Below are 21408 nucleotides of genomic sequence, written 5' to 3' on the forward strand. Positions count from 1 at the left end.
ATGATGCGAATGATCACGTCTGGTGCGTTCAGCGCCCGTGTAGGAGCGGCGTCAGAGGCGGGTCAGTCTTCCCGGCGGACCTTGAGTTCGCCGTCGCCCAGCATGATGCGCAGGCGGTCGCCCACGGCGACATTGCCGGCATGCCTGACGACGGCATCGCGCTGGTCGAAGACGATGGCGTAGCCGCGCTCAAGCGTGGCCAGGGGGCTCACTGCGTGGAGGGTCCGCGCCTGCTCGGTGAGTCGCAGGCGATCGCGCTCCAGCCGGCGCGACATCGCCGTGGCCATGCGCTGGCGCAACTGGGCGATGCGCAGGTTCGAGGGCGCGAGGCGACCCTTCGGATGCTGCGCGGTAAGGCGCGCCTGCAGGCGGTCGAGGCGGGCGCGGCGCAGGGCGTTGGCCTGGCTCACGGACACCAGCAGGCGTCGTCGCAGTCCTTCCAGCCGCTGTGCATCACGTGCAAGACGCGCTTGCGGACGCTGCGCGTTGAGGCGCGCCTGCCAGTGATCGGCGCGCTGCGCTGCAGCCTGAAGGCGACGCGTCATGAGCGTCGCCATACGCTGGCGAAGCCGGTCGAGCTGGCGCGCGAGATCGGCGCCATCGGGTACCAGCAGTTCGGCGGCGGCCGACGGTGTGGCGGCACGGAGGTCCGCAACGAAGTCCGCGATGGTGAAATCGACTTCGTGGCCCACGGCCGAGACGACCGGCACCGCGCTGGCGTGGATCGCCCGTGCCACGGCTTCGTCATTGAAGGCCCAGAGGTCTTCGAGCGAGCCGCCACCGCGGGTCACGAGCAGTACGTCGTAGCGTCCGCTGGCGGAGGCACGCCGAAGCATGGCGGCGATCGCGGGTGGTGCTTCGCGGCCCTGCACAGGCACAGGCAGCACGTCGACCTCGGCGAGGCCGAGGCGGCGGCCGAGCACGCTCAGTACATCGCGAATCGCGGCACCGGAAGGCGAGGTAATCACACCGATCCGGCGCGGAAAGGCGGGGAGTTCGCGCTTGCGCTCCTGGTCGAACAAACCTTCCGCGCCCAGGCGTGCCTTGAGCTGCTCGAATTCGCGCTGCAGGGCACCTTCGCCTGCCGGTTCCATGTGGTCGGCAACCAGCTGGAACTCGCCGCGCGCTTCATAGAGGCCGACCTTGGCGCGCATGAGCACATGCATGCCGTCGGTGGGACGGAAGCGCAGGCGAGACGCGGCCATGCGGAACATCGCGCAGCGAACCTGCGCGCTGGCGTCTTTCAGCGTGAAGTAGACATGCCCGGATGCGGGGCGCGACACGTTGGAAAGCTCGCCCTCGATCCACACGCCCATGGGCAGGGCGTCCTCCAGCAGATCGCGCACCAGCCGGTTCAGGCCGGATGGCGTGAAGATCTCGGGGGTCGGGCGGTTGTCGAAGTCGGACATGGACCGGAGAGGTTATCACGCTGCCCCGTAGTGTCGACAGGGCAGGGACTTACCGGCGCTTTCTCGACGAAGCCTTACATCCGGAAGACGCCGAAGCGGCCCTGTTCGATCGGCGCATTCATGGACGCGGAAATCGCCAGCCCGAGCACGCGCCTCGTGTCCGCCGGATCGATGATGCCGTCGTCCCAGAGGCGCGCGCTGGCGTAGTAAGGGTGGCCCTGGCGCTCGTACTGGTCGCGGACCGGCGCCTTGAAGGCTTCCTCGTCCTCGGCGCTCCATGTGCCTCCGCCGGCTTCGATGCCGTCCCGACGCACCGTGGCCAGCACGGAGGCGGCCTGTTCGCCGCCCATCACGCTGATGCGCGCGTTGGGCCACATCCACAGGAAGCGTGCGCCGTAGGCGCGGCCGCACATTGCATAGTTGCCTGCGCCGAAACTGCCGCCGATGACGACTGTGAATTTCGGCACGTGCGAGCAGGCCACCGCGGTGACCATCTTCGCGCCATCCTTCGCGATGCCTGCATTCTCGTATTTGCGGCCGACCATGAAGCCGGTGATGTTCTGCAGGAACACCAGTGGCACGTTGCGCTGGTTGCAGAGTTCGATGAAGTGCGCTCCTTTCTGGGCGGACTCACCGAACAGGATGCCGTTGTTCGCCACGATGCCCACGGGGTAGCCGTGGATATGCGCGAAGCCGGTCACCAGCGTCTTCCCGTAGCGTGCCTTGAACTCGTGGAACTCGGAATCGTCGACGATGCGGGCGATCACTTCGCGGATATCGAAGGGGCGACGCGTGTCCTCGGGGATCACCCCGTAAAGCTCCTCGGCTGAAAAGCGCGGCTCCAGCGGCGCGCGTACCGCGAGCGGCATCTTCTTCGTCCGGTTGAGCGAACCGACGATGTCGCGGGCGATCGCCAGCGCATGCGTATCGTTCTCGGCAAAATGATCGGCCACGCCGGAGATGGACGTGTGGACGTCAGCGCCGCCGAGTGCTTCGGCGTCAACCACTTCACCGGTCGCCGCCTTCACCAGCGGAGGACCACCAAGGAAGATCGTGCCTTGTTCGCGGACGATGATGGTCTCGTCGCTCATCGCCGGCACGTAGGCGCCGCCAGCGGTGCATGAACCCATCACCACGGCGATCTGCGCAATGCCTTGCGCGCTCATGCGCGCCTGGTTGTAGAAAATCCGGCCGAAATGTTCGCGATCGGGGAATACCTCATCCTGCAACGGCAGGAACGCACCGCCCGAATCCACCAGGTAGACGCAGGGCAGGCGATTCTCCATCGCGACTTCCTGCGCACGCAGGTGCTTCTTCACCGTCATCGGGAAGTACGTGCCGCCTTTCACTGTCGCGTCGTTGGCAAGTACGACCACTTCCTGGCCCATCACGCGGCCGATGCCCGCAATGACACCAGCGGATGGTGCAGCGTCGTCATACATGCCATGCGCGGCGAGAGGGGCAATTTCGAGGAAGGGCGAGCCGGGATCGAGCAGCGCGCGGATGCGTTCGCGCGGCAGCAGTTTGCCGCGGGCGACGTGTTTCTCGCGGGCCTTGGCTCCGCCACCCTCAGCCGTACGCCTCAGTGTTTCGCGCAGTTCGTCGGTGAGTGCCCGCAGCTTCAGGCTGGCGGCCTGGAAGTCGGCGGAGCGGGGATCGATCTGCGATTCGAGAATGGGCATGGGGGCGTTCGCGCGGGGACGAAACGACCATGATAGCGGGGCGGAGCCATCCGCAAACGCTGCGCCGCGCCAAATCGATCCGTGTGGGAGGCGATTCATCGGCGAAGGGTTGTTCGCGGTGAACTGGCCTGCTGCCGCGGGATCGCAGATGAATCGGCTCCCACAAGTGGGGCAAAAAAAGGCCACCCGGAGGTGGCCCTTTCTTTAAGCGATAAACCCGAAGGCTTACTTCTTGGTGGAGCTGTCGTCCTTCGCATCCTTTGCGTTGGACGCAGCGTCCTTGGCCTGGTCAGCCGACTTGTCGGCCTGATCGGCTGCGTTGGATGCGGCATCCTTCGCGGCTTCCGGCGTGCCGCCGGCAGTCGAAGCGGAGGCAGCGGACTGAGCCTGGCCGGCAGCGTCCTTGGCCTGGTCGGCGGACTGCTGAGCCTGGTCGGCGGCCTGCGTGGTCGCGGCGTTCTGCGACTGATCGGCGGCCTGCTGTGCCTTGTCTGCCTGCTGCTGTGCATCTGCAGCCGACTTCTGGGCGTCCTGCGCGGAATCCGTCGCGCCGTTGCTGCATGCTGCCAAAAGCGCGACGAGCGCAGAGGCGAGAAGGGTACGCGTCAAATTCATTGTGTTTCTCCTTAGCCGTGGAATGCCGTGAGGCGGGCGTATTAATAGCCTAGTTGTTATCACTTAGCTACATATCGAAAGGGCGTGCTTCAGGGCTCGTTAAAACCCATGGACAACGCGTGATGGTTAGTAAAAAAACGCCCACCCGGTTTGTCGACGTCAGGTTCACACCAGTTCGATGGCGATCGCCGTAGCCTCGCCGCCGCCAATACAAAGCGCTGCGACACCCCTTTTTGCCCCACGGGCTGTCAACGCATTGAGAAGAGTCACCACGATGCGGGCGCCGCTTGCGCCAATCGGATGGCCCAGGGCGCAGGCGCCGCCGTTGACGTTGATCTTCTCGTGCGGCACGCCAAGCTCGCGCATGACCGCCATCGGCACGACAGCGAATGCCTCGTTGATTTCGAACAGATCCACGTCTGCCGCTTTCCAGCCCGCCTTTTCAAGGACCTTCGTGATGGCACCCACCGGGGCGGTGGTGAACCATTCGGGCTCCTGGGAATGCGTGGCGTGCGCGACGATACGCGCCAGTGCGGTAATTCCACGTGCCTTGGCGTCATCCGCATCCAGCAGCACGAGTGCGGCGGCACCGTCGGAGATGCTGGACGAACTGGCTGCCGTAATCGTGCCGTTTTCCTTGCGAAACGCAGCGCGAAGGGTCGGGATCTTCGCGGTATCGGAGCGACCCGGTTGTTCGTCTTCGGCAAAGTCCTGCGGTCCCTTGCGGCCCTGCACGGTCACCGGGACGATTTCGTTGGCGAAGGCATTCGCTTTCTGTGCGGCCTGCGCGCGCTCCACCGACGCGATCGCGTAAGCGTCCTGCTCTTCGCGGGTGAAGGTGTACTTGTCGGCGCACTTCTCGCCGAACACGCCCATCGACTGGCCGTCGTACGGATTAGTCAGGCCGTCCCACGCCATGTGGTCGACCAACTGGCCGTCGCCGTAGCGGATGCCGGTACGCGCGTTGACCATGTGCGGGGCATTGGTCATCGACTCCATGCCGCCGGCCACGACGACGCGTGCCGAGCCCACCTTGATCAGGTCATGGGCAAGCATCAGGGCCTTCATGCCCGAGCCGCACACCTTGTTGATCGTGGTGCAGCCGGCCGAGACCGGGAGGCCCGCTTCGAGCGACGCCTGGCGCGCGGGCGCTTGGCCGAGATTGGCGGGCAGGACGCAGCCCATGATCACTTCGCTCACGTCGGTGGGAGCGATACCGGACTGCTCGAGGGCGGCGCGGATGGCAATGGCACCGAGTTTCGGCGTGGGGACACCGGTGAACTGGCCAAGGAAGGAACCGATGGCGGTGCGCTTGGCGCCCGCGATGACGATCTCAGACATGGGAACTCCGTGGGACTCGCATGGCCGCCCCGGGGGGCGGAAAACCGGTCGAGTATCGCAGTGGCGGCCGGGGTGGGGCAATCTGCGCCGCGGCAAGCACTGTGCGCTGCGGCACGCCAGATGGCCCGGGGCTGTGCCAAGATTCGACCCAGGTGCGCTGCCCGGGGGATGCCGGCCGCGCGACATTGATGTCGAACCGAGGGGTTAAAACGTGATTCAGAGGAATCTTCCGCGTCAGCGAGAGCTGGCGCTTGCCGTGTGCATGAGCCTCGGCCTGGCTGCCTGTGGCGGCGGCGGTGGCTCCAGGAGCAGCGGGACCGGGACGGGCGTCGTCGTCGCGCCGCCGCCGCCCCCCACTGCACCTACGACGCCTACCCAACCTGATCCGCCGATCGACGCGCAGCTGAGGCTGACCGGCGCCGACGTGGCCCAGGCGGCCGGTTTCACTGGCAAGGGTGTGACGATCGGGATCATCGACAGCGGGGTGACGGCCGCGCACCCGGCGCTGGCGGGAAGGGTCATCGACAAGCTGAACTACGTCGACCCCAGCACCAATAATCTCAGCGTTGACGACGTGGTCGGACACGGCACCGCCGTGGCCCAGATTGCCGCAGGGCGCGCTTTCGGCAAATTCGCCGGCGGTGTCGCCCCGGACGCGACGATCGTCTCGGCGCGAATCATCAACGACAAGGAGCCCACCGACGACGGTTCCGGTCAGGGCAACCAGGTGACCAGCGCCGATCCGCTGGGTTCGATCAACGCGGCGGTCGTCGCGGACGGCGCGAAGGTGCTGAACAACTCCTGGGGCGGTGTCTATTGGGACGCCTCGGACACGACGGCGACGAAGAGTTTCCACGACGCGTATGCGCCCATCACCGCGGGTCACCTGGTCGTCTTCGCGGCCGGCAACAGCAGCGATGCCAACCCGTCCACGGTCGCTGCGCTGCCGTCGCGCGCACCGGATCTCGAGGCGGGCTGGCTCACGGTGGTCGCGCTGGACAGCAACAACCCGACCCAGATCGCGTCGTACTCGAACCGATGCGGCGTAGCAAAGAATTACTGCCTCGCGGCGCCCGGGGCTGTCATCACCGCCTCGGCCACCTCGACGACGACCAACGTTTCCTATCAGGTGTGGACGGGCACTTCCCTGGCCGCGCCGCAAGTGTCCGGTGCCGCCGCCGTGGTGATGCAGGCGTTCCCGACGCTCGGCACCAACGCGGTCCGCCAGATCATCCTGGGTACGGCGGACGATCTCGGCGACCCCGGTCCGGACGCCATTTACGGTTACGGGCGCCTCGATGTCGGCCGCGCAATCCGCGGACCGGCGACGTTCGACTGGGGTAACTTCGACGCCGTCACCGCCGCGGGGCACGATACCGCCTTCCTCAACGACATCAAGGGTGCCGGCGGACTCAATGTATCGGGCGGCGGCAAGCTTACGTTGTCCGGTACGAATACCTACGCGGGCGCCACGAACATCAGCGGGGGAGCCACGCTGGAATCCATGCTCGCGGTGCCAGGCGCCGTGGGTATCGGCGCAAACACGAACCTCATCGCACATGGCGATATCGGCGGCCGGGTCAACAACGCGGGCCAGCTGACGACGCTGGATACCTCGACCCACATCACCGGCGACTTCACGCAGACAGCCACCGGCCGCCTCTCGCAGAAGTTGGGTGCGCCCCTGATCGTCAGCGGAAACGCCACCCTGGGCGGTGACTTCTACGTCGCCGGCGCGATCTCCGGTTACACGGTCACGTCGCACCAGCAAGTGCTCACCGCCAACGCGATTTCCGGCGTGTTCGCCACCAAGACCAACGGCGCTGGCGTGTTCCTCACTTCGTCTCTGCAGTATCTGCCGAAGGAAGTCTGGGTCGACACGACGCAGCTGAGCGTCACCCAGGTGGCGGCAACAAGCATGTCGCAATCGGTCGCTGCGGTGAACTCGGCGCAACGGCTGGACGGTGCATTCGCGCAGATCAACGCAAGCCTCTCGAGCGTCTCTCCGACAGCCGCCGCACTGGACGAGCACACGCTGATTGCTGCAGGCAGCATCCAGCAATCGTCGACGCAGCAGGTGGCGCAGGCGTCGCTGGAATCACTCTCCGGCCAGCTGTACGCAGCCAGCACGGCGGTCACGCTGGCTGGCATCGAAGCGGGCAACGATGCCCTGATCAATCACCTCGACGCGCAGGGGCCCAACGGTGCCTGGACGCAGTCGTTAGGCTCGCAGGGTGGTCTCAGCCGCGCGGGCTTCGGTAACGTCGGATTCAATGTCGGCGGCAACCTGGTGGGCAACGACATCAAGCTGGGTAACAACGGCTTCGCTGGCGTCGCCGTGAGTCAGATGCGCAGCACCGGGCAGCTCTCGGGCAGCATGGATCGCCAGACCAATCGCGCGACGGAAGGCATGCTCTATGCCGGTTCGCGCGGCGCCAACTGGTACGGCGTCGGTCGTTTCGGCTTCGGCAGCTTCCGCGGCGATACGCAAAGGCTGCTCCGCCTTGGCGACCAGGCTGCGTTCGCCGGTACCGACAACAACGGTCACTACAACGTTGCCTATGGCGAGTTCGGCTACCGCACGAACGTGGGTGCGTTCACGCTCACGCCGTATGCGAATGCGGAGTTCGCCAGCATTCGTCGCGCGGGTTTCCAGGAGGCGGGCGGTGACGGGTTTGGTCTCGCAGCCGATGGCCAGACGACGTCGCGCTGGCAGGCAGGCTTCGGACTGCGTGCAGGAAGCACGTGGCTTACCTCGTACGGCAAGCTTCGGTTCGATGCCAAGTTGGGCTGGCAGAACGCCTTCGCCACCAAGGGCGAAGTGTTCTCGGCCCGCTACAACGGCATCGCGCAGTGGGCGCCGGTGGATGGCATCGGCCTGTCGCGTCGGGCGGGTACGGCGGGCTTCACGATGGCCATGGACCTGAGTGAGCGCACCCAGGTTGGTTTCGATGTGGACCAGCGATTCGCCGATCGCGACCATTCGCGTTCGGCGACGGCGAGCTTCCGGATGGCCTGGTAACCAGGACAAAAAAAGGCCGCTTCCACCTTCGTGTGGAAGCGGCCCATGTCGCAAGACGAACTGTGCCTGTTAAGACTTGCCGTGGAACAGTTCGCGTCCGATGAGCATGCGACGAATTTCGTTGGTGCCTGCACCGATCTCGTAGAGCTTTGCATCGCGGAGCAGACGCCCCGCGGGGAACTCGTTGATGTAGCCGTTACCGCCGAGCGACTGGATCGCTTCCAGCGCGACCTTCACTGCATTGGTCGACGCATTCAGCAGGCAGGCTGCCGGATCGATGCGCGACTTCACGCCGTTGTCGAACTGCTGGGCAACCATATACGCGAAGCCGCGTGAAGATTGCAGTGCGGTGTACATGTCGGCCACCTTGGCCTGCATCATGCCGAACGTGCCGATTGGCGCGTTGAACTGCTTACGCTCGCGCACGTAGGGAAGGACGAGGTCCACGGCGGCCTGCATGATGCCGATGGGACCGCCCGAGAGCACGAGGCGCTCGGTATCCAGGCCACCCATGAGCACGCGCACGCCTTCGTTCACCTCACCGACGATGTTCTCGGCGGGAATCTCGCAGTTGTCGAACACCAGCTCGCAGGTGTTCGAGCCGCGCATGCCGAGCTTGTCGAGCTTCTGCGCGGTAGAAAAACCCTTCATGCCTTTTTCGATGATGAAGGCGGTCATGCAGCGGCTGCCGGCCGGGCGCGGCGCCGTGCGCATGTAGACCAGCAGCACGTCGGCATCGGGGCCGTTGGTGATCCACATCTTCGTGCCGTTGGCCACCCAGACGTCGCCGACGAGTTCGGCGCGGCAGCTCATCGAGCCGACCACGTCGGAGCCGGCACCGGGCTCGCTCATCGCCAGCGCGCCCACCCACTCACCGCTGGTGAGCTTGGGAAGGTACTTCCGCCGCTGCTCGTCGTTGCCGTTGTGGTAGATGTTCTGCACGCACAGGTTGGAGTGCGCGCCATACGACAGGCCGACCGAGGCCGAGGCACGGGAGATCTCTTCCATCGCGATCATATGAGCGAGGAAGCCGAGGCCGGAGCCGCCGAATTCTTCCGGCACGGTCACGCCGAGCAGGCCCATTTCGCCGAACTTCAGCCAGAGGTCTTCCGGAAATACATTTTCGCGGTCGATGCGATCGGCACGCGGGGCAATTTCCTTCTCGGCGAAGGCGTGGACGCTTTCGCGCAGGAGGTCGAGGTCTTCACCGAGGGAAAACGGGCGCATGCGTGGAACTCCGGGGGGATACGGGGAGAAAGCTTCCCATCGTAACGCGCCGGCGCCCCCAATCCACGGCGCGACGCAGCAATCAGGCCCGTGACAGGGCCGCGATACGGTCGTGGACGCGAACCAGGAGCAGGTACTGACGGTCTACGAGGCGCACGGCCTCGGATGCCTCCGCGATGACGGGCGAAAGGCCGCGGAGCAGGGCCGCCGTGCCGAGCGCAGGGGCCGGTGAACCGGCGCGAACGTGTTCGGCCAGCGCGTCGAGGCCGTGGGCGATCGCCCGGGCGGCGTCTTCAACGGCAGTGGCGTCGGCGGCGGCCAGCACCTGCCGGTGCGCCCCCAGCGTGGACAGGTGCGCCAGGCCCGCTTGCATGGTAGTGAGAAGGCGCAGGGCGCACTCACCGTGTTCCTGGGGGTGCCCTGGCTCGGCGAGCAGTTCGGTCACATTCCCGGCCACGGCCGCCTGGGCGGCGTGGGCATCGCGCCGGGCGATGCGATAGGGCAGGTCATCGGCCTTGCCGGTACGGTATTGCGCAGCGATGTGCTGCAGATAGCGCGCGTAAGCCAGGAGGGCATCTGCCACCACGTCGTCGAGGCGGCGGACACGCCAGTCGGGCAGGACGAAGCGGATGGCCAGGGCGGCGACGATGGCGCCCAGCAGGGTATCGAGAAGGCGGGGGCCGATGGCGTCGTAGCCCGCTCCGACGCGGTCGAAGCACAGCAGGACGAACAGGGTGATGACGGCGGTAGCCAGCGCGTAGCGGTGGAAGCGAAAAGCAAAGAAGCCGGCGCCGGTGGCCACGAGGACGGGCAGGCGCCAGTCGCCGCCGGGCAACAGCCGGAGCATCGCCCAGCCGGCTAACAGGCCTGCGGTCGTGCCAAGCACCCGTTGGACGAGGCGCCGACGCGTGCCGCCGTAGCTGGGCTGGCAGACGAAGAGGGTGGTGAGCAGGATCCAGTACCCGTGCGATGGATGCAGGGCCAGCATCAGCAGGTAACCGCCGCACATGCCGGCGGCGAGCCGCACGGCATGCCGGAAGTGCATCGAGCGGCGATTGAGCCTGAGCCGGATGCGGGCAAAGGCGTCGCCCAGCGAAGACGGTTCGCTTCCTTGCAGCGACGGGTCCATGTGCTCCGGCAGCGTGCCTTCGTCCTCGATCGCCGCCTGCAGGCGTTCCATGTTGGTCATCAAGGCCGATAGCGCGTCATCGATGGCTTCGTCAGGCGGATCGTTACGGCGGCGGTACGCCATGGCCTCGCGCAGGTCGTCGAGCGCGGCGCGCGGCAAGGCGATGGAGGTCAGCGGGGCGATCCGTCGGATGGCGTCGGCGCGATCTCGACACGCGATCGCCTGCAGGCGGAGCAGGTGGCCGAACCGGAACATAAGGTCGCTGTGATACAGCGCGTCGGCGAGCTCGTCGTACGGGTAATGTGAGGAGCTGATGCGCTCGTGGATGTCCTGGGCGACGAAGAACATTGCCAGTCGTGCGGCGTGACGTCCGCGTGGCTGGCGCCGACCCATGCGGTCGAGCAGCGCGGTGCGCGCCCCAGTGAGCGCCTCGACGGTTCGCAGGTGGCGTTTCGATAGCTCGATTTCCAGCGCATCGCGATCCAGCCCATGCACCGGTTCGAACAGGGCAGCCTTGGTTTCGATCAGCGCGGCCAGGGACTCGAACAGACGGGCGAGGGCGTGTCGCACGGCACGTTGCGGGGCAAGCGCGCTCCAGATCAACGACAGCAGTCCGTACCACGCGGCGCCGGCGAGGACAGCCAGCGTCCCTTCGTCGCCTGTGCCGGCGGTCGCGGCGTCCGAGGCGATCATGGTGTAGACCGAGAGGATGAGTGTTGCTGTGGCGATCGTTGCATAACGACCGCTGGCGGCGCCGAGCATGACCAGGATGAAGGTGCCGAGCGCCAGCGCTATCGCGAAGAGCGCCGGCGTGCCGATCAGCGCTTTCACGCCGGCGGCGGCACCGGCGAAGCAGATCAGCGTGACCACGAGCCCGCGGAGGCGGCCGCGCCATGCATCGTCGGTTTCTGCCAGGGCACAGGCGATCGCGCCGAGCAGGGCGGGGACAATGGCGCTGGCCGGGCCGATGAGGGTGCACCAGGCCGTGATGCCGGCCAGCGCGAGGAAGGTGCGCAGGACGTCGGCGAAGCGGTCGGATTCGGCCAGGTGGCGTAGGGAGGGCATGGGCGTACTTTAGCGGCGATGGGTGTTCGGCAAAGCCCTCAGCAAAGCCCGCCATTGACCGCCAGCACCTGCCGCGTGATGTACGCCGCCTCGGGACTGATCAGGAACCGCACCGCCGCAGCCACTTCTTCCGGCGTGCCGGTCCGTTCCATCGGGATGACCTTCAGGATCTGCTCCACCGGCACCTCCGGATCCAGCATGTCCGTATCGATCAGGCCGGGGGCCACGCAATTCACAGTGATCCTGCGCTTCGCCAACTCGACGGAAAGTGCTTTCGCCGCACCGATCACGCCGGCCTTCGAAGCGCTGTAGTTCACCTGGCCGCGGTTACCGATCATCCCGGACACCGAGGTGATACAGACGATGCGCCCCGGCTTGCGGCGGCGGATCATCGGCATGACGAGGGGGTGCAGGACGTTGTAGAAGCCATCGAGGTTCGTGCGCAGCACCTGGTCCCAGTCCTCGGAGGTAAGGCCGGGAAAAGCGCCATCGCGCGTGAGGCCGGCGTTGCAGACCACGCCGTAATAGGCGCCGTGTTCGCCGATGTCTGCCTCGAGCGCGGCCGCCGAAGCCGCACGGTCGGAAATGTCGAACTGCACGATGCGCGCGTTGCGGCCCTTGCCCAGGATCTCGGCCTGCACGGCCTCGGCTTCTTCCCGGCGTGAACGGCAATGGACGACGATGTCGTAGCCGGCGTCGGCGAGGTTCAACGCAATGGCGCGACCGATGCCGCGGCTTGAGCCGGTAATGAGGACGGTGTCGTTCATGGCGCGGTTCCCTTGGAATCGAGTGCGTTACGTGGATCGAGGAAAGGCGTCGGATCCGGCGGGCTGAACACGGTCAGGCGCGCCTCGGCTTGGATGCCCGTCGTGTCGACGCGGCAGGTGAACGACGCCATGCCGTCGTCGTCATGGAAGGTCCGGAGCGCCTCGATGATGAGTTTCGAGCCTGGCGGAAAGGCGTCTGCATCCACCCGGTAGCTGCGCGTGCCTAGCAGGAAGCCGGGCCGGATCGCGCCCGCGGCGGCAAGCACCTGGCAACCGTTCCATGCCGCGACGGCCTGTGCCATCAGCTCGATGCCGGCCCAGCCGGGAAGTCCGCCGGCCTCGATGAAGGGATCGCCACGCCGGATGACACGCTCGCAGACAATACGGTCGGCGTCCCACTCCACCACGCGGTCGAGAAGGATCATGCGTCCGGCGTGGGGCAGTAATTGTTCGACGGGCCAGATCGTCATGGGGCGTTCGCCAGGATCAGGCTCGCATTGTTGCCGCCGAACGCGAACGAGTTGCTCATGAGGTAGCGACGCCCCGGCGGCAGGCGGCTGTCGCCATCGGTAAATGCAAGCGGTGGTAAAGCCGGATCGGGCTCGCCATCGCAAGCATGCGGCGGGAGGCGTCGCTCGGGGTCGGTGAGGGTGAGCCAGCAGAACGCCGCCTCGAGGGCACCCGCAGCGCCCAGCGTGTGCCCGGTGAGTGCCTTGGTCGAGGAGCAGGGCACGGGCCTGCCGAACGTCGCGGCCACGGCGCGGCTCTCCATGGCGTCATTGTGTTCGGTGGCGGTGCCATGCAGGTTCACGTAATCGATCATGCCTGCATCCAGGCCGGTAGACGACAGCGCCCTGGCCATGGCGGCGCTGGCACCGCGACCTTCCGGCTCCGGTGAAGACATGTGATACGCGTCCGAGCTCGCGCCACCGCCCAGGAAAACGACGGGCGCCTGCTCGCTCGTCATCAGGAACACGGCGGCCGCTTCACCGATCGTGATGCCGTCCCGGTCGCGGGAGAACGGCTGGCAACGCCCTTCTGCGGTGGCTTCGAGCGCGTGGAAGCCATTCGTGGCAAGACGGCACAGCGTATCGGCGCCGCCACAGATGACGGCGTCGCAGAGGCCGGCCTTCAGCAGGCGCTGGGCGCTGAGTAGCGCGCGAGCGCCCGACGTACAGGCGGTCGAGATGCCATAGGCGGGGCCGGCACTGCCCAACCATTCGGCGAGGAAGGCGGCGGGAGCACCAAGCTCCTGATCGGTATATCGATAATCCGCCGGCCAGCTGCCGGTGCGGCCACGTGCGGCGATGCTGCGCGTCGCCTCTTCGATGCCCGTCGTGCTGGTGCCGATCACGATACCCACGCGCCCGGCACCGAAGCGAGCGATCGCTGCACGCAGGTCGGCCTCGATCTCCTGCGCCGCGAGCATCAGCAGGCGGTTATTACGCGTGTCTCGATGTTGAAGGTCCGCCGGCAATGGCGGCAGTGTCGCGCTCGCGTCACCCACCGTCAGAGTCCTTCCGGGCACCCAGCCTTTCCGATCATGCACGCCATGCGCAGCGGCGGCGAACATCGCATCCGCGACGGCGCGCTTGCCCGCGCCCAACGAGCAAACGACACCCAATGAATTCAGGTATGTCGCCATGGCGTCAGCCCGGCTTCCGGGCAGCAATGTTGACCAGTGTTTCGTCGCGCTTGCCCACCGGCGGCGCCGCCTTGATACCCCATCGCTCGAGCAGGCCGAAATCCTTCGCGCGGCTCCACCAGAGGTAAGGCAGGGACACCTGGGCATCGGTAAAGTGAAAGCCGCGAGCGCGCAGCATGGCGATGTATTCGTCGGCGCTCTTCTGTACGTGCATCGGATGACGGAAGAACCAGCGGATCACCCAGCTGTCGATATATGCCTTCGTGGATTCGGCGAACAGCAACAGACCACCCGGCTTGAGGACACGCCAGAACTCGTCGAGTGCGCGGTCCTGCTCGACCAGGTGGTGGAAGGTCTGGTGGCAGAAGACGGTATCGACGCTGGCATCGGGAAGGTCGATCCGCGCGCAGTCGCTGGTGAACAGCGCTACGTCGATGCCTTCGCGCGCCGCTTCGGCACGCGACAGCTCGATGCTGTGCGGGTCCGCATCCAGACCGAGCATGCGTGCAGGCGCGAAGACATCGCGCAGGTAACGGAACGAACGACCCTGCCCACAACCGACATCGAGCAGCGTGCCACCCTTTGGAAGCGGCTCGCCGGCCAGTCGCTTGAGATCGTTGATGGCCACGCGCAGGACGTGGTGCTGCCAGGTGTGGGTGCGCAGGAAGACGAAACCGATCCGGGTTTCCTCGACATAAGTGGCGCTGGCGTACTTCATCGGTGGGGCGTCCATGGCAATTCAGAGTGACGGCTGGCGCGCGAGATGGCGCTCGATGTCGTCGGTGAAAACGGAAGGTGACACCAGCTGCATCTCACCATCGGCGAGGCGGACCGCGACCTGGATAGTGCTGGCGCGGGTCAGTCGCTCGCCGGTGGCAGCGTCACTGAGGGTGTAGTGGATCTTCAGGCGGTTCTGCCACTCGACCAGTTCGGCCCGCACCACCAGCTTCTGGCCGAAGCGCGCGGCCCGCGCATAACGCAGTTGCAGATCGATGATGGGCCAGGCATAGCCGGTGTCCTTCATGCGCACGTAACCGTGGCCAAGCGCGTCGAGCAGCGCGCAACGAGCGACCTCGAGGTATTTCACGTAGTGACCATGCCAGACCACTTCCATCGAATCGACGTCGAAGAAGGGGACGGTCATGTCAGTGTCGACGGCAAACACACCGTTAGCGCGCATCCTGGGCTCCGTTCGTACCGTGCCAGTACGCGTGAAAGTTGAACCATTGCAGCGGCGCCGCAAGGCAATGCCGCGCCAGCCACTCGGCGTAACGGCCGACGGCGCCGACGATCGTGGCATCGCGGGTCGACCGCTCCCACGTGGAAGCATCGTCGAAGTGCCGCAGGTGGATGGTGTAACGGCCTGCGCGCTTGATGCAGCAGACGACGTTGACCGGACAACGCAGCATGGCCGCCATCAGCCATGGGCCCTGCGGAAACGCGGCGGGTGCGCCGAGGAACTCGGCGTTCACGCTGCGTCCGCCGTGCTCGGGTACGCGATCACCCGCAATGGCGACCCACTCGCCACGTTCCAGACGCTGCGACAGGTCCATCATGGTTCCCGTATCCAGGTCGCCCACATGGAGCAACCGAAGGCGGCGGTCGCCTGATTCGCCGAGCAGGCGATTGAAGTGCGCTGCATGCGGCATGTGCATCAGTACATTCAGCGGGACGCCTTCACCGATCTCCGCCATGGCACGGCATACGTCGAGATTGCCCAGGTGCGTGCACACCAGGAGCTGGCCCCGGGCACCCGAAAGCAGGGCATCGCGCACGCCATCGGGATCGTCCATGTCCACCGAGGACAGGCGCAGCTTGCCGCGCCACACATCGAAGCGATCGAGCATGCATTCGCCGAAAGCGAGGTACTGGGCTAGAACCGCCCGTTTGCGCGGGAACAGGTCGGCACGGCCGCTCCATGTCGCCAGTCGCTGCTGGTAGTCCGCCACGGTGCGCCGCGTGGCGCGACCCGTGACGAAGAAGTACAGGACGATCAGGTAGATCACCGGCGCGACCGGTCGGCGTCCCAGAAGGCGCACCGCTATGGAGGTCAGCTTCAGCCCGAGGAAGCTCCCGCGTTCTTTCCGGGCCGACCAGTGCGCGGCCGGGTTTGTGGAGTCAGGCATGCGCGCCTTCCAGGCGCAGATGCGCCGATGAGTAGTGCGCGTCGCCCGTGCGATAGGCGAAATGCAGCCGCCCGCGTAACGCATCGTGGCGTAGCGTGAGTTCGACACGATCGCCCGGGCGCAGCAGCCGCTGGAACTTCAGGGCATCCATGCCGCGGCAGATGGTGGAGGTGCCAAGGCGCGGCGCGGCCAGCTCGAGCGCCCAGCCGATCTGGATCACCCCCGGCAACACCGGCGCGTCGGGAAAGTGTTCGGCAAAGCAGGCCAGGTCGAGCGGCAGCTCCAGCTCGATCACGTGAGTGTCGCCGTCGAGGCGCTCGCCGAGCACGCGTGCTGCGGTTGGCAGCGGGGCCTGCAGCAGGGCATCGACCCGGGCCGCTTCCGGCAACACGTCGACAACGCGCCACACCATGGGCGTCGACAAGGCATCGTCACCGGCAGCGTGCTGGCCGAGTTCGTTGGTCAGGCCGGCACGGCCGTGTCGCAACAGCGCCGTGCGCCCGGCCGTGGTGAGCTCCACGACCATGCCCGGGCCGAGCTTGCCGGCGTATCCGCCCGCCGCGCCGGCGACCCACGGGTGGGAAAGCAATCGCTGGGCCGCGCCATCCATCGGCGCCTTGTTGATCCGCCGCCGCAGACGCTGCCTCAGCATCCATTCGCCGAGAAAAAGGACGCCCATCACCGAGTAGGCAAGGATCCCGTTGTAGAAGGTCCACCAGGACAGCGGCCCCCATTTGGCCAGTAACCCCGAGACGGTTCCATTGACGAAGAAGAAGGCCACCCACACCCAGGTGACCTTGCGCGTGTAGCGCACAGCCACCGGCGGCAGGTCCGGCTCGGTCACCCGGGCGATGCGCTCGATCATGGGCGGCCCGAACTTCAGGCTGAGGCCGAACGCTGCCAGCAGCAGTGCGCAGATCAGGCTCGGGTACCAGCGCAGCAGGTCGTCTTCGCCGCCGAAGGCGAGCACCGCGCAATAGACCAGCGTGACGCCGAGCATCCACCGCCCGCCGGGCTGGCGCCACAGGGCCGGCGCACGCACCAGCCAGAGGCTACCGAGGATCAGGCCGAAAATCGGCGTGGAGACGTGGTCCATGCCGAAGTAGACGATGAAGGGATAGAGCACGCCGACCAGCAGCAGTGCCATGTCGCTCAATTTACGCATGGGGCCCGGTTCGCTTCGACGTAATGGGCAAGGCTGAGCACCGTTTCGAAGTGACGTCGCGCATCGCGCGAATCCGAGGCGATTTTCAGGCCGTAGCGATTTTGCAGCGCGAGCGCGAGTTCCAGCGCGTCGACCGAGTCCAGGCCCAGGCCCTGGCCAAAGAGGGGCTGGTCCACGGCGATATCGTCCACCTTGAGGTGGTCGAGGGCGAGCGTTTCGATGATGAGACCGGCGATGTCCCGTTCTAGGTCATTCATGCCTTGAGTTCCCTGGCGTAGAGTTGATGGAGATGTTCGTTGAGGCGACGCGAAGCTATCGGCGGAGGTGCGTGTTCGCTGAAGGCCGCCACGGCAATATCCTCGCCGACGCGGATATGGACGCGTACCCGGCGCGCCGGCACGCTGTACCACGGCTCTGCCTTGGTCAGCGTGGTGGGCACCACCGTGATGAACACCGGGGTGACGATACGCGCGCCGCGCACCGCGATGGCCGCGGCGCCACGATGGAAGACGGGATCCTGGCCGGGCGTGGTGCGTGTGCCTTCCGGGAAGATGATCAGCGTCTGGCCATCGCGGAGGACGTCGGCGGCCCGTTCGAGCATCTCGCCGCTGCCGTCGTTGCTGATGTAGCCGGCCGCAGTGACGGGCCCGCGCATGCACGGGTTTTTCCAGAGGCTGTGCTTGACCACGCAGTTCGCCTCGGGCACGTGGCCGAGCAGGTACACCACGTCGATCAGCGACGGATGGTTGGCGACGATCATCTGGCCGGGCTGGCCCAGGCGCGACACGCCGTCGAACTGGAAGTCGACCGTGCGGGTGCGGTACATGAACTGCGAGTGCAGCCAGAAGGCGCGCCCCACCGTTCGACGCGCACGCCGCCGACGCACGGCTTCAGGCGCCGGCCATGCCAGCACCACAGGCAGCACGGCGACGCGCAGTACGATGCCGCCGATGCCGAAGAGGGCAAAACTCAGGGCGGTGCCGATAAAGCGCCAGGCCCAGAAGTCGCCCCGGCGTGTCACGGTATCGGCTGCCAGGTCCATCGTCGTGTCTTCCACGGGTGGTCGAGGGTCGCGCCATCGTGCAGCGCGCGAACGAAATGCAGGGCGTGCGGGCCGTCGACAGACGATGAGGCCTCCGTATTACCACGAAGCGACAGTCGCCAGCGCGGGCCGGGAGCTGGGCCATCGGCGCGCGCCACGCGCAGCGCGAGGGCGTAGGAGAACGGCACGTCATCGATCCAGCCGTCATAGGCCGCCGCGGGACGCTCTTCGGCGATGACGACGATCACGGCAGCGGCTCCGTCGCCGAGCAGGGCGGCGGCTTCGACGATGGCGTGCTCGAAGGTGTCCGCCTCGCCGGCGATCGCTACCGATTCGCCACGCTGGTCGCGCAGGATCGACCATTGTCCCGCAATGGCGTTGTGCACTGACAAGCCGAACTGGGTTGGTGACAGCGGTGCTTCGCGGCCGACCTCGTCGAGCATGGCGAAGGTGCGCGTTGTCTCGCCATGTCGCGAGGCATAGACGAATGGTAGTTGTTCGTCGTTCCCACACATCGGCCACGCGGTGTGCATGACGATGCGTGCAAGCCGACTGAGCCGCCGCCGCTGCATCGGCGCCACGAAGTCGCAGGTCGGCTGCTCGCCGGCGTCGTCGAGAGAGCGTGGCACTGCCGACCAGTCGGCCCAGTCGGATGGCTCTTCGACGCCGGGAGCCCAGGCGCGCCAGCGCTCGATGGCCAGTTCGATCATGCGGACTCCCCGGCATGGCGGCGGAACACCAGGGCGGCGCAGCTTCCGCCGAAACCGAACGTGTTCGACATGACCGAATCGACCGGTGTCGCGAGCTCACCATCGACCAGCGGTGCATCGGCAAAGGCGGCGTCGCGGTTCAGCGGGGCGGCCCCGCCCAGCAGCACGCCGTTCTCCATCATGGCGATCGACGCGATGGCATCGATGGCGCCCGCCGCCGCCGGCGCATGACCGATCAGCCCCTTGATCGACGACATAGGGGGGACAGCCTGCCCGTGCTCGCCGAACACCTGGCATAACGCCACCCATTCGGCGATGTCGCCCAGCACCGTGGCGCAGGCGTGCGTGTTGACATAGTCGGGCAGCATGCCGGCGTCATCGATGGCCTGGCGCATCGCCTCGGCCATCCCGTCGGCCGCCGGACTGACCATGCCATCCGGGTCCGATGCCGCACCGTAACCCACCACGTCGGCGAGGATGCGCGCGCCGCGGGCACGGGCACTCTCGAGTGATTCCAGTACTAGCACGCCCGCACCGCCGCCGAGGACGATACCGTCGCGATCCGCGTCGTACGGGCAGGTGACGCGCTCGCCCGCTACGCTCGTCGTCGACAGCGCGTTCATGACGTCGAAGCACATCGCGGCTTTGTCGTGCAGTTCTTCGGCGCCGCCGCAGATGACGATTTCCTGCCTGCCGAGCTGGATCAGTTCCATCGCCTGGCCGATAGCATGCGTCGCACTGGTGCACGCGGAGCTGATGGTGAAAGCACGGCCGCCGAAACCGAACGCATGGGTGAGTGTTGCCGCGACGGCGCTACCCATGCTGCGTGGCACGATGAACGGCGACAGGCGCGATATGCCGCGCGCGTGAAACATGTCCAGGCCCGCTTCGTACTCGGACAGCGCGGCAGAGGCGCCCATGAGGATGCCGACATCGCGCTCGCGGATACGCGTCTCGTCGAGTCCGGCCTCCTTCAACGCCTCGCGTGTGGCATGCCACGCATATTCCGCCGCCTGGGGAAGGTAGCGGCGCAGTTTACGCTGCGGCGGCTCGAGCGCGTCGGTATCCGCGGGCGCCGCCACGCGGCAGCGCATGCCCAGCGCCGCAAACTCGGGCATGTCGCGAAAGCCGGCACGGCCGGCCCGCAAGCCATCGAACAGCGCACGGCGGTCGGGCCCGAGGCACGACACGGCTCCCATGCCGGTGACGACGACCCGACGCATCAGTCGTGGGCTCTGAAGATCAGTGACGTGTTGATGCCGCCGAACGCGAAGTTGTTGTTCATCACGTAGCGGGTGCGGATCTCGCGGCCTTCGCCGGTGAGGTAATCCAGCGGCGCGCATTCGGGATCGGGGTTATCGAGGTTGATCGTCGGGGCGAACCAGCCGCCACGCATCATCTCGATAGCCCACCAGGCCTCCAGCGCGCCGCAGGCGCCCAGCGTATGCCCCACATAGCTCTTCATCGAACTGATGGGCACGCCGGTGCCGAGCACGTCCGCCGTGGCGTGGCTCTCGGCGACATCGCCGCGATCGGTCGCGGTGCCGTGGGCGCTCACATAGCCGATGGACGTGGCTGGCAGCCCGGCGTCGGCGAGCGCCATGCGCATGGCGGCAGCCATGGTTTCACGCGTCGGCTGGGTGATGTGCTGGCCATCGGAATTGGTGCCGAAGCCGACGATTTCCGCGTGGATGCGCGCGCCGCGGGCGACCGCGTGCTCGTATTCCTCGAGGATCAGGGTCGTTGCGCCTTCACCGACCACGAGGCCATCGCGCTTTGCATCGAACGGGCGCGGCGTGACTCCGGGCGTATCGTTACGCGTACTCGTGGCGAAAAGGGTGTCGAAAACGGCGGCGCCGGGACCCGACAGTTCTTCCGCTCCGCCGCAGACCATCAGCACCTGCTTGCCCTGCTGGATCGCCTCGAAGCCGTAGCCGATGGCCTGGCTTCCGGACGTGCAGGCGCTGGAGGTGGTGATGATGCGGCCCTTCAGGCCGAAGAAAACGCCGACGTTCACCGCCGTGGTGTGCGCCATCATCTGGATGTAGCTGGTCGCCGTGACGCCCTGCATGGAGCCGGTCTCGAGCATGCGCCCGATGGTCTTCGCCGGTTCGATGCTGCCGCCCGACGAACCGTAGGCCACGCCCATACGGCCATCGGTGATGTCCGTGTTACCCAGAAGGCCGGCATCGGCCAGTGCCCGCTCGCTCGCGGCCACGGCCAGTTGCGCGACGCGACCCATCGAACGTACGTGCTTGCGTGACCACGTCGACGGCATGCTGAAGTGATCGACCGGACAGCCAAGTCGGCCGTTCAGCGCGTCGAAATAGTCCCATTCGTGCATGCGGCGCACGGCGTTGCGGAACTGGCGCAGGCGCTGTTCGATGGCGGCCCAGTCGTCGCCAAGCGGCGTGATGCCGCCCATGCCGGTGACCACGACGCGCTTCATGGCGCGCCCGCCGG

Annotated in this window: 19 protein-coding genes; 1 reads left to right on the forward strand and 18 read right to left on the reverse strand. The window is 66.5% G+C overall.

The annotated features are described in order from the left end of the window. Positions 1-62 precede the first annotated feature (62 nt). The 4 genes from xseA to ACVWWJ_RS06690 form a co-directional block, all read right to left on the reverse strand. Positions 63-1409, reverse strand: coding sequence for an exodeoxyribonuclease VII large subunit (gene xseA / locus ACVWWJ_RS06675; protein WP_456967171.1), 1347 nt, complete (start codon positions 1407-1409; stop codon positions 63-65). Between the two features lie 74 nt (positions 1410-1483). Beyond that, positions 1484-3091: a carboxyl transferase domain-containing protein gene (locus ACVWWJ_RS06680; RefSeq protein WP_159893095.1), complete on the reverse strand. Its 1608-nt coding sequence runs from the start codon at positions 3089-3091 to the stop codon at positions 1484-1486. 225 nt (positions 3092-3316) lie between these two features. Continuing rightward, positions 3317-3706, reverse strand: coding sequence for a hypothetical protein (locus ACVWWJ_RS06685; RefSeq protein WP_159893093.1), 390 nt, complete (start codon positions 3704-3706; stop codon positions 3317-3319). Between the two features lie 165 nt (positions 3707-3871). Further along, positions 3872-5047, reverse strand: coding sequence for an acetyl-CoA C-acyltransferase (locus tag ACVWWJ_RS06690; RefSeq protein WP_159893091.1), 1176 nt, complete (start codon positions 5045-5047; stop codon positions 3872-3874). A gap of 211 nt (positions 5048-5258) precedes the next feature. Here ACVWWJ_RS06690 and ACVWWJ_RS06695 point away from each other — a divergent pair, with 211 nt between their 5' ends. Continuing rightward, entirely contained in the window at positions 5259-8069 is a 2811-nt protein-coding gene (locus ACVWWJ_RS06695) for a S8 family serine peptidase (RefSeq protein WP_456967172.1), read from the forward strand. Between the two features lie 69 nt (positions 8070-8138). Here the strand turns inward: ACVWWJ_RS06695 and ACVWWJ_RS06700 are convergent, their stop codons facing one another. The 14 genes from ACVWWJ_RS06700 to ACVWWJ_RS06765 all read right to left on the reverse strand — a co-directional run bounded on the left by ACVWWJ_RS06700 (position 8139) and on the right by ACVWWJ_RS06765 (position 21394). Beyond that, entirely contained in the window at positions 8139-9296 is a 1158-nt protein-coding gene (locus ACVWWJ_RS06700; protein WP_046966292.1) for an isovaleryl-CoA dehydrogenase, read from the reverse strand. Positions 9297-9378: 82 nt separating this feature from the next. Continuing rightward, complete coding sequence (yccS, locus tag ACVWWJ_RS06705) at positions 9379-11490, reverse strand: YccS family putative transporter (protein WP_456967173.1); 2112 nt, start codon at positions 11488-11490, stop codon at positions 9379-9381. 38 nt (positions 11491-11528) lie between these two features. Next, entirely contained in the window at positions 11529-12257 is a 729-nt protein-coding gene (gene fabG / locus ACVWWJ_RS06710; protein ID WP_159893083.1) for a 3-oxoacyl-ACP reductase FabG, read from the reverse strand. Further along, positions 12254-12727 carry an ApeP family dehydratase gene (locus ACVWWJ_RS06715; protein ID WP_456967174.1) on the reverse strand — a complete coding sequence of 158 codons (474 nt, stop codon included), beginning with the start codon at positions 12725-12727 and terminating at the stop codon, positions 12254-12256. Before ACVWWJ_RS06715 ends, fabG begins: the two co-directional genes overlap by 4 nt. Next, complete coding sequence (locus ACVWWJ_RS06720) at positions 12724-13902, reverse strand: beta-ketoacyl-ACP synthase (protein ID WP_456967175.1); 1179 nt, start codon at positions 13900-13902, stop codon at positions 12724-12726. Before ACVWWJ_RS06720 ends, ACVWWJ_RS06715 begins: the two co-directional genes overlap by 4 nt. 4 nt (positions 13903-13906) lie before the next feature. After that, positions 13907-14620 carry a class I SAM-dependent methyltransferase gene (locus ACVWWJ_RS06725; protein WP_456967176.1) on the reverse strand — a complete coding sequence of 238 codons (714 nt, stop codon included), beginning with the start codon at positions 14618-14620 and terminating at the stop codon, positions 13907-13909. A gap of 21 nt (positions 14621-14641) precedes the next feature. Continuing rightward, the gene (locus tag ACVWWJ_RS06730; RefSeq protein WP_456967177.1) at positions 14642-15082 is read right to left on the reverse strand and encodes an acyl-CoA thioesterase; all 441 of its coding nucleotides are present in this window, start codon (positions 15080-15082) and stop codon (positions 14642-14644) included. Beyond that, entirely contained in the window at positions 15072-16028 is a 957-nt protein-coding gene (locus ACVWWJ_RS06735) for an LpxL/LpxP family acyltransferase (protein ID WP_456967178.1), read from the reverse strand. Before ACVWWJ_RS06735 ends, ACVWWJ_RS06730 begins: the two co-directional genes overlap by 11 nt. After that, positions 16021-17193 carry an ApeI family dehydratase gene (locus ACVWWJ_RS06740; protein WP_456967179.1) on the reverse strand — a complete coding sequence of 391 codons (1173 nt, stop codon included), beginning with the start codon at positions 17191-17193 and terminating at the stop codon, positions 16021-16023. Before ACVWWJ_RS06740 ends, ACVWWJ_RS06735 begins: the two co-directional genes overlap by 8 nt. Further along, positions 17181-17450 (reverse strand): phosphopantetheine-binding protein, encoded by a 270-nt coding sequence (locus tag ACVWWJ_RS06745; protein WP_159893073.1) that lies wholly within the window; start codon positions 17448-17450, stop codon positions 17181-17183. Before ACVWWJ_RS06745 ends, ACVWWJ_RS06740 begins: the two co-directional genes overlap by 13 nt. Continuing rightward, the gene (locus ACVWWJ_RS06750; protein ID WP_159893119.1) at positions 17447-18235 is read right to left on the reverse strand and encodes a lysophospholipid acyltransferase family protein; all 789 of its coding nucleotides are present in this window, start codon (positions 18233-18235) and stop codon (positions 17447-17449) included. The genes ACVWWJ_RS06745 and ACVWWJ_RS06750 overlap by 4 nt, the downstream gene beginning before the upstream one ends. Further along, a complete protein-coding gene (locus ACVWWJ_RS06755; protein ID WP_456967180.1) occupies positions 18211-18945 on the reverse strand; it encodes a beta-ketoacyl synthase chain length factor in 735 nt (244 codons plus the stop codon). The genes ACVWWJ_RS06750 and ACVWWJ_RS06755 overlap by 25 nt, the downstream gene beginning before the upstream one ends. After that, entirely contained in the window at positions 18942-20168 is a 1227-nt protein-coding gene (locus ACVWWJ_RS06760; protein WP_456967181.1) for a beta-ketoacyl-[acyl-carrier-protein] synthase family protein, read from the reverse strand. Before ACVWWJ_RS06760 ends, ACVWWJ_RS06755 begins: the two co-directional genes overlap by 4 nt. Next, a complete protein-coding gene (locus ACVWWJ_RS06765; protein WP_159893117.1) occupies positions 20168-21394 on the reverse strand; it encodes a beta-ketoacyl-ACP synthase in 1227 nt (408 codons plus the stop codon). Before ACVWWJ_RS06765 ends, ACVWWJ_RS06760 begins: the two co-directional genes overlap by 1 nt. Positions 21395-21408: the final 14 nt, after the last annotated feature.

The sequence above is a fragment of the Luteibacter sp. HA06 genome, from assembly GCF_054061215.1.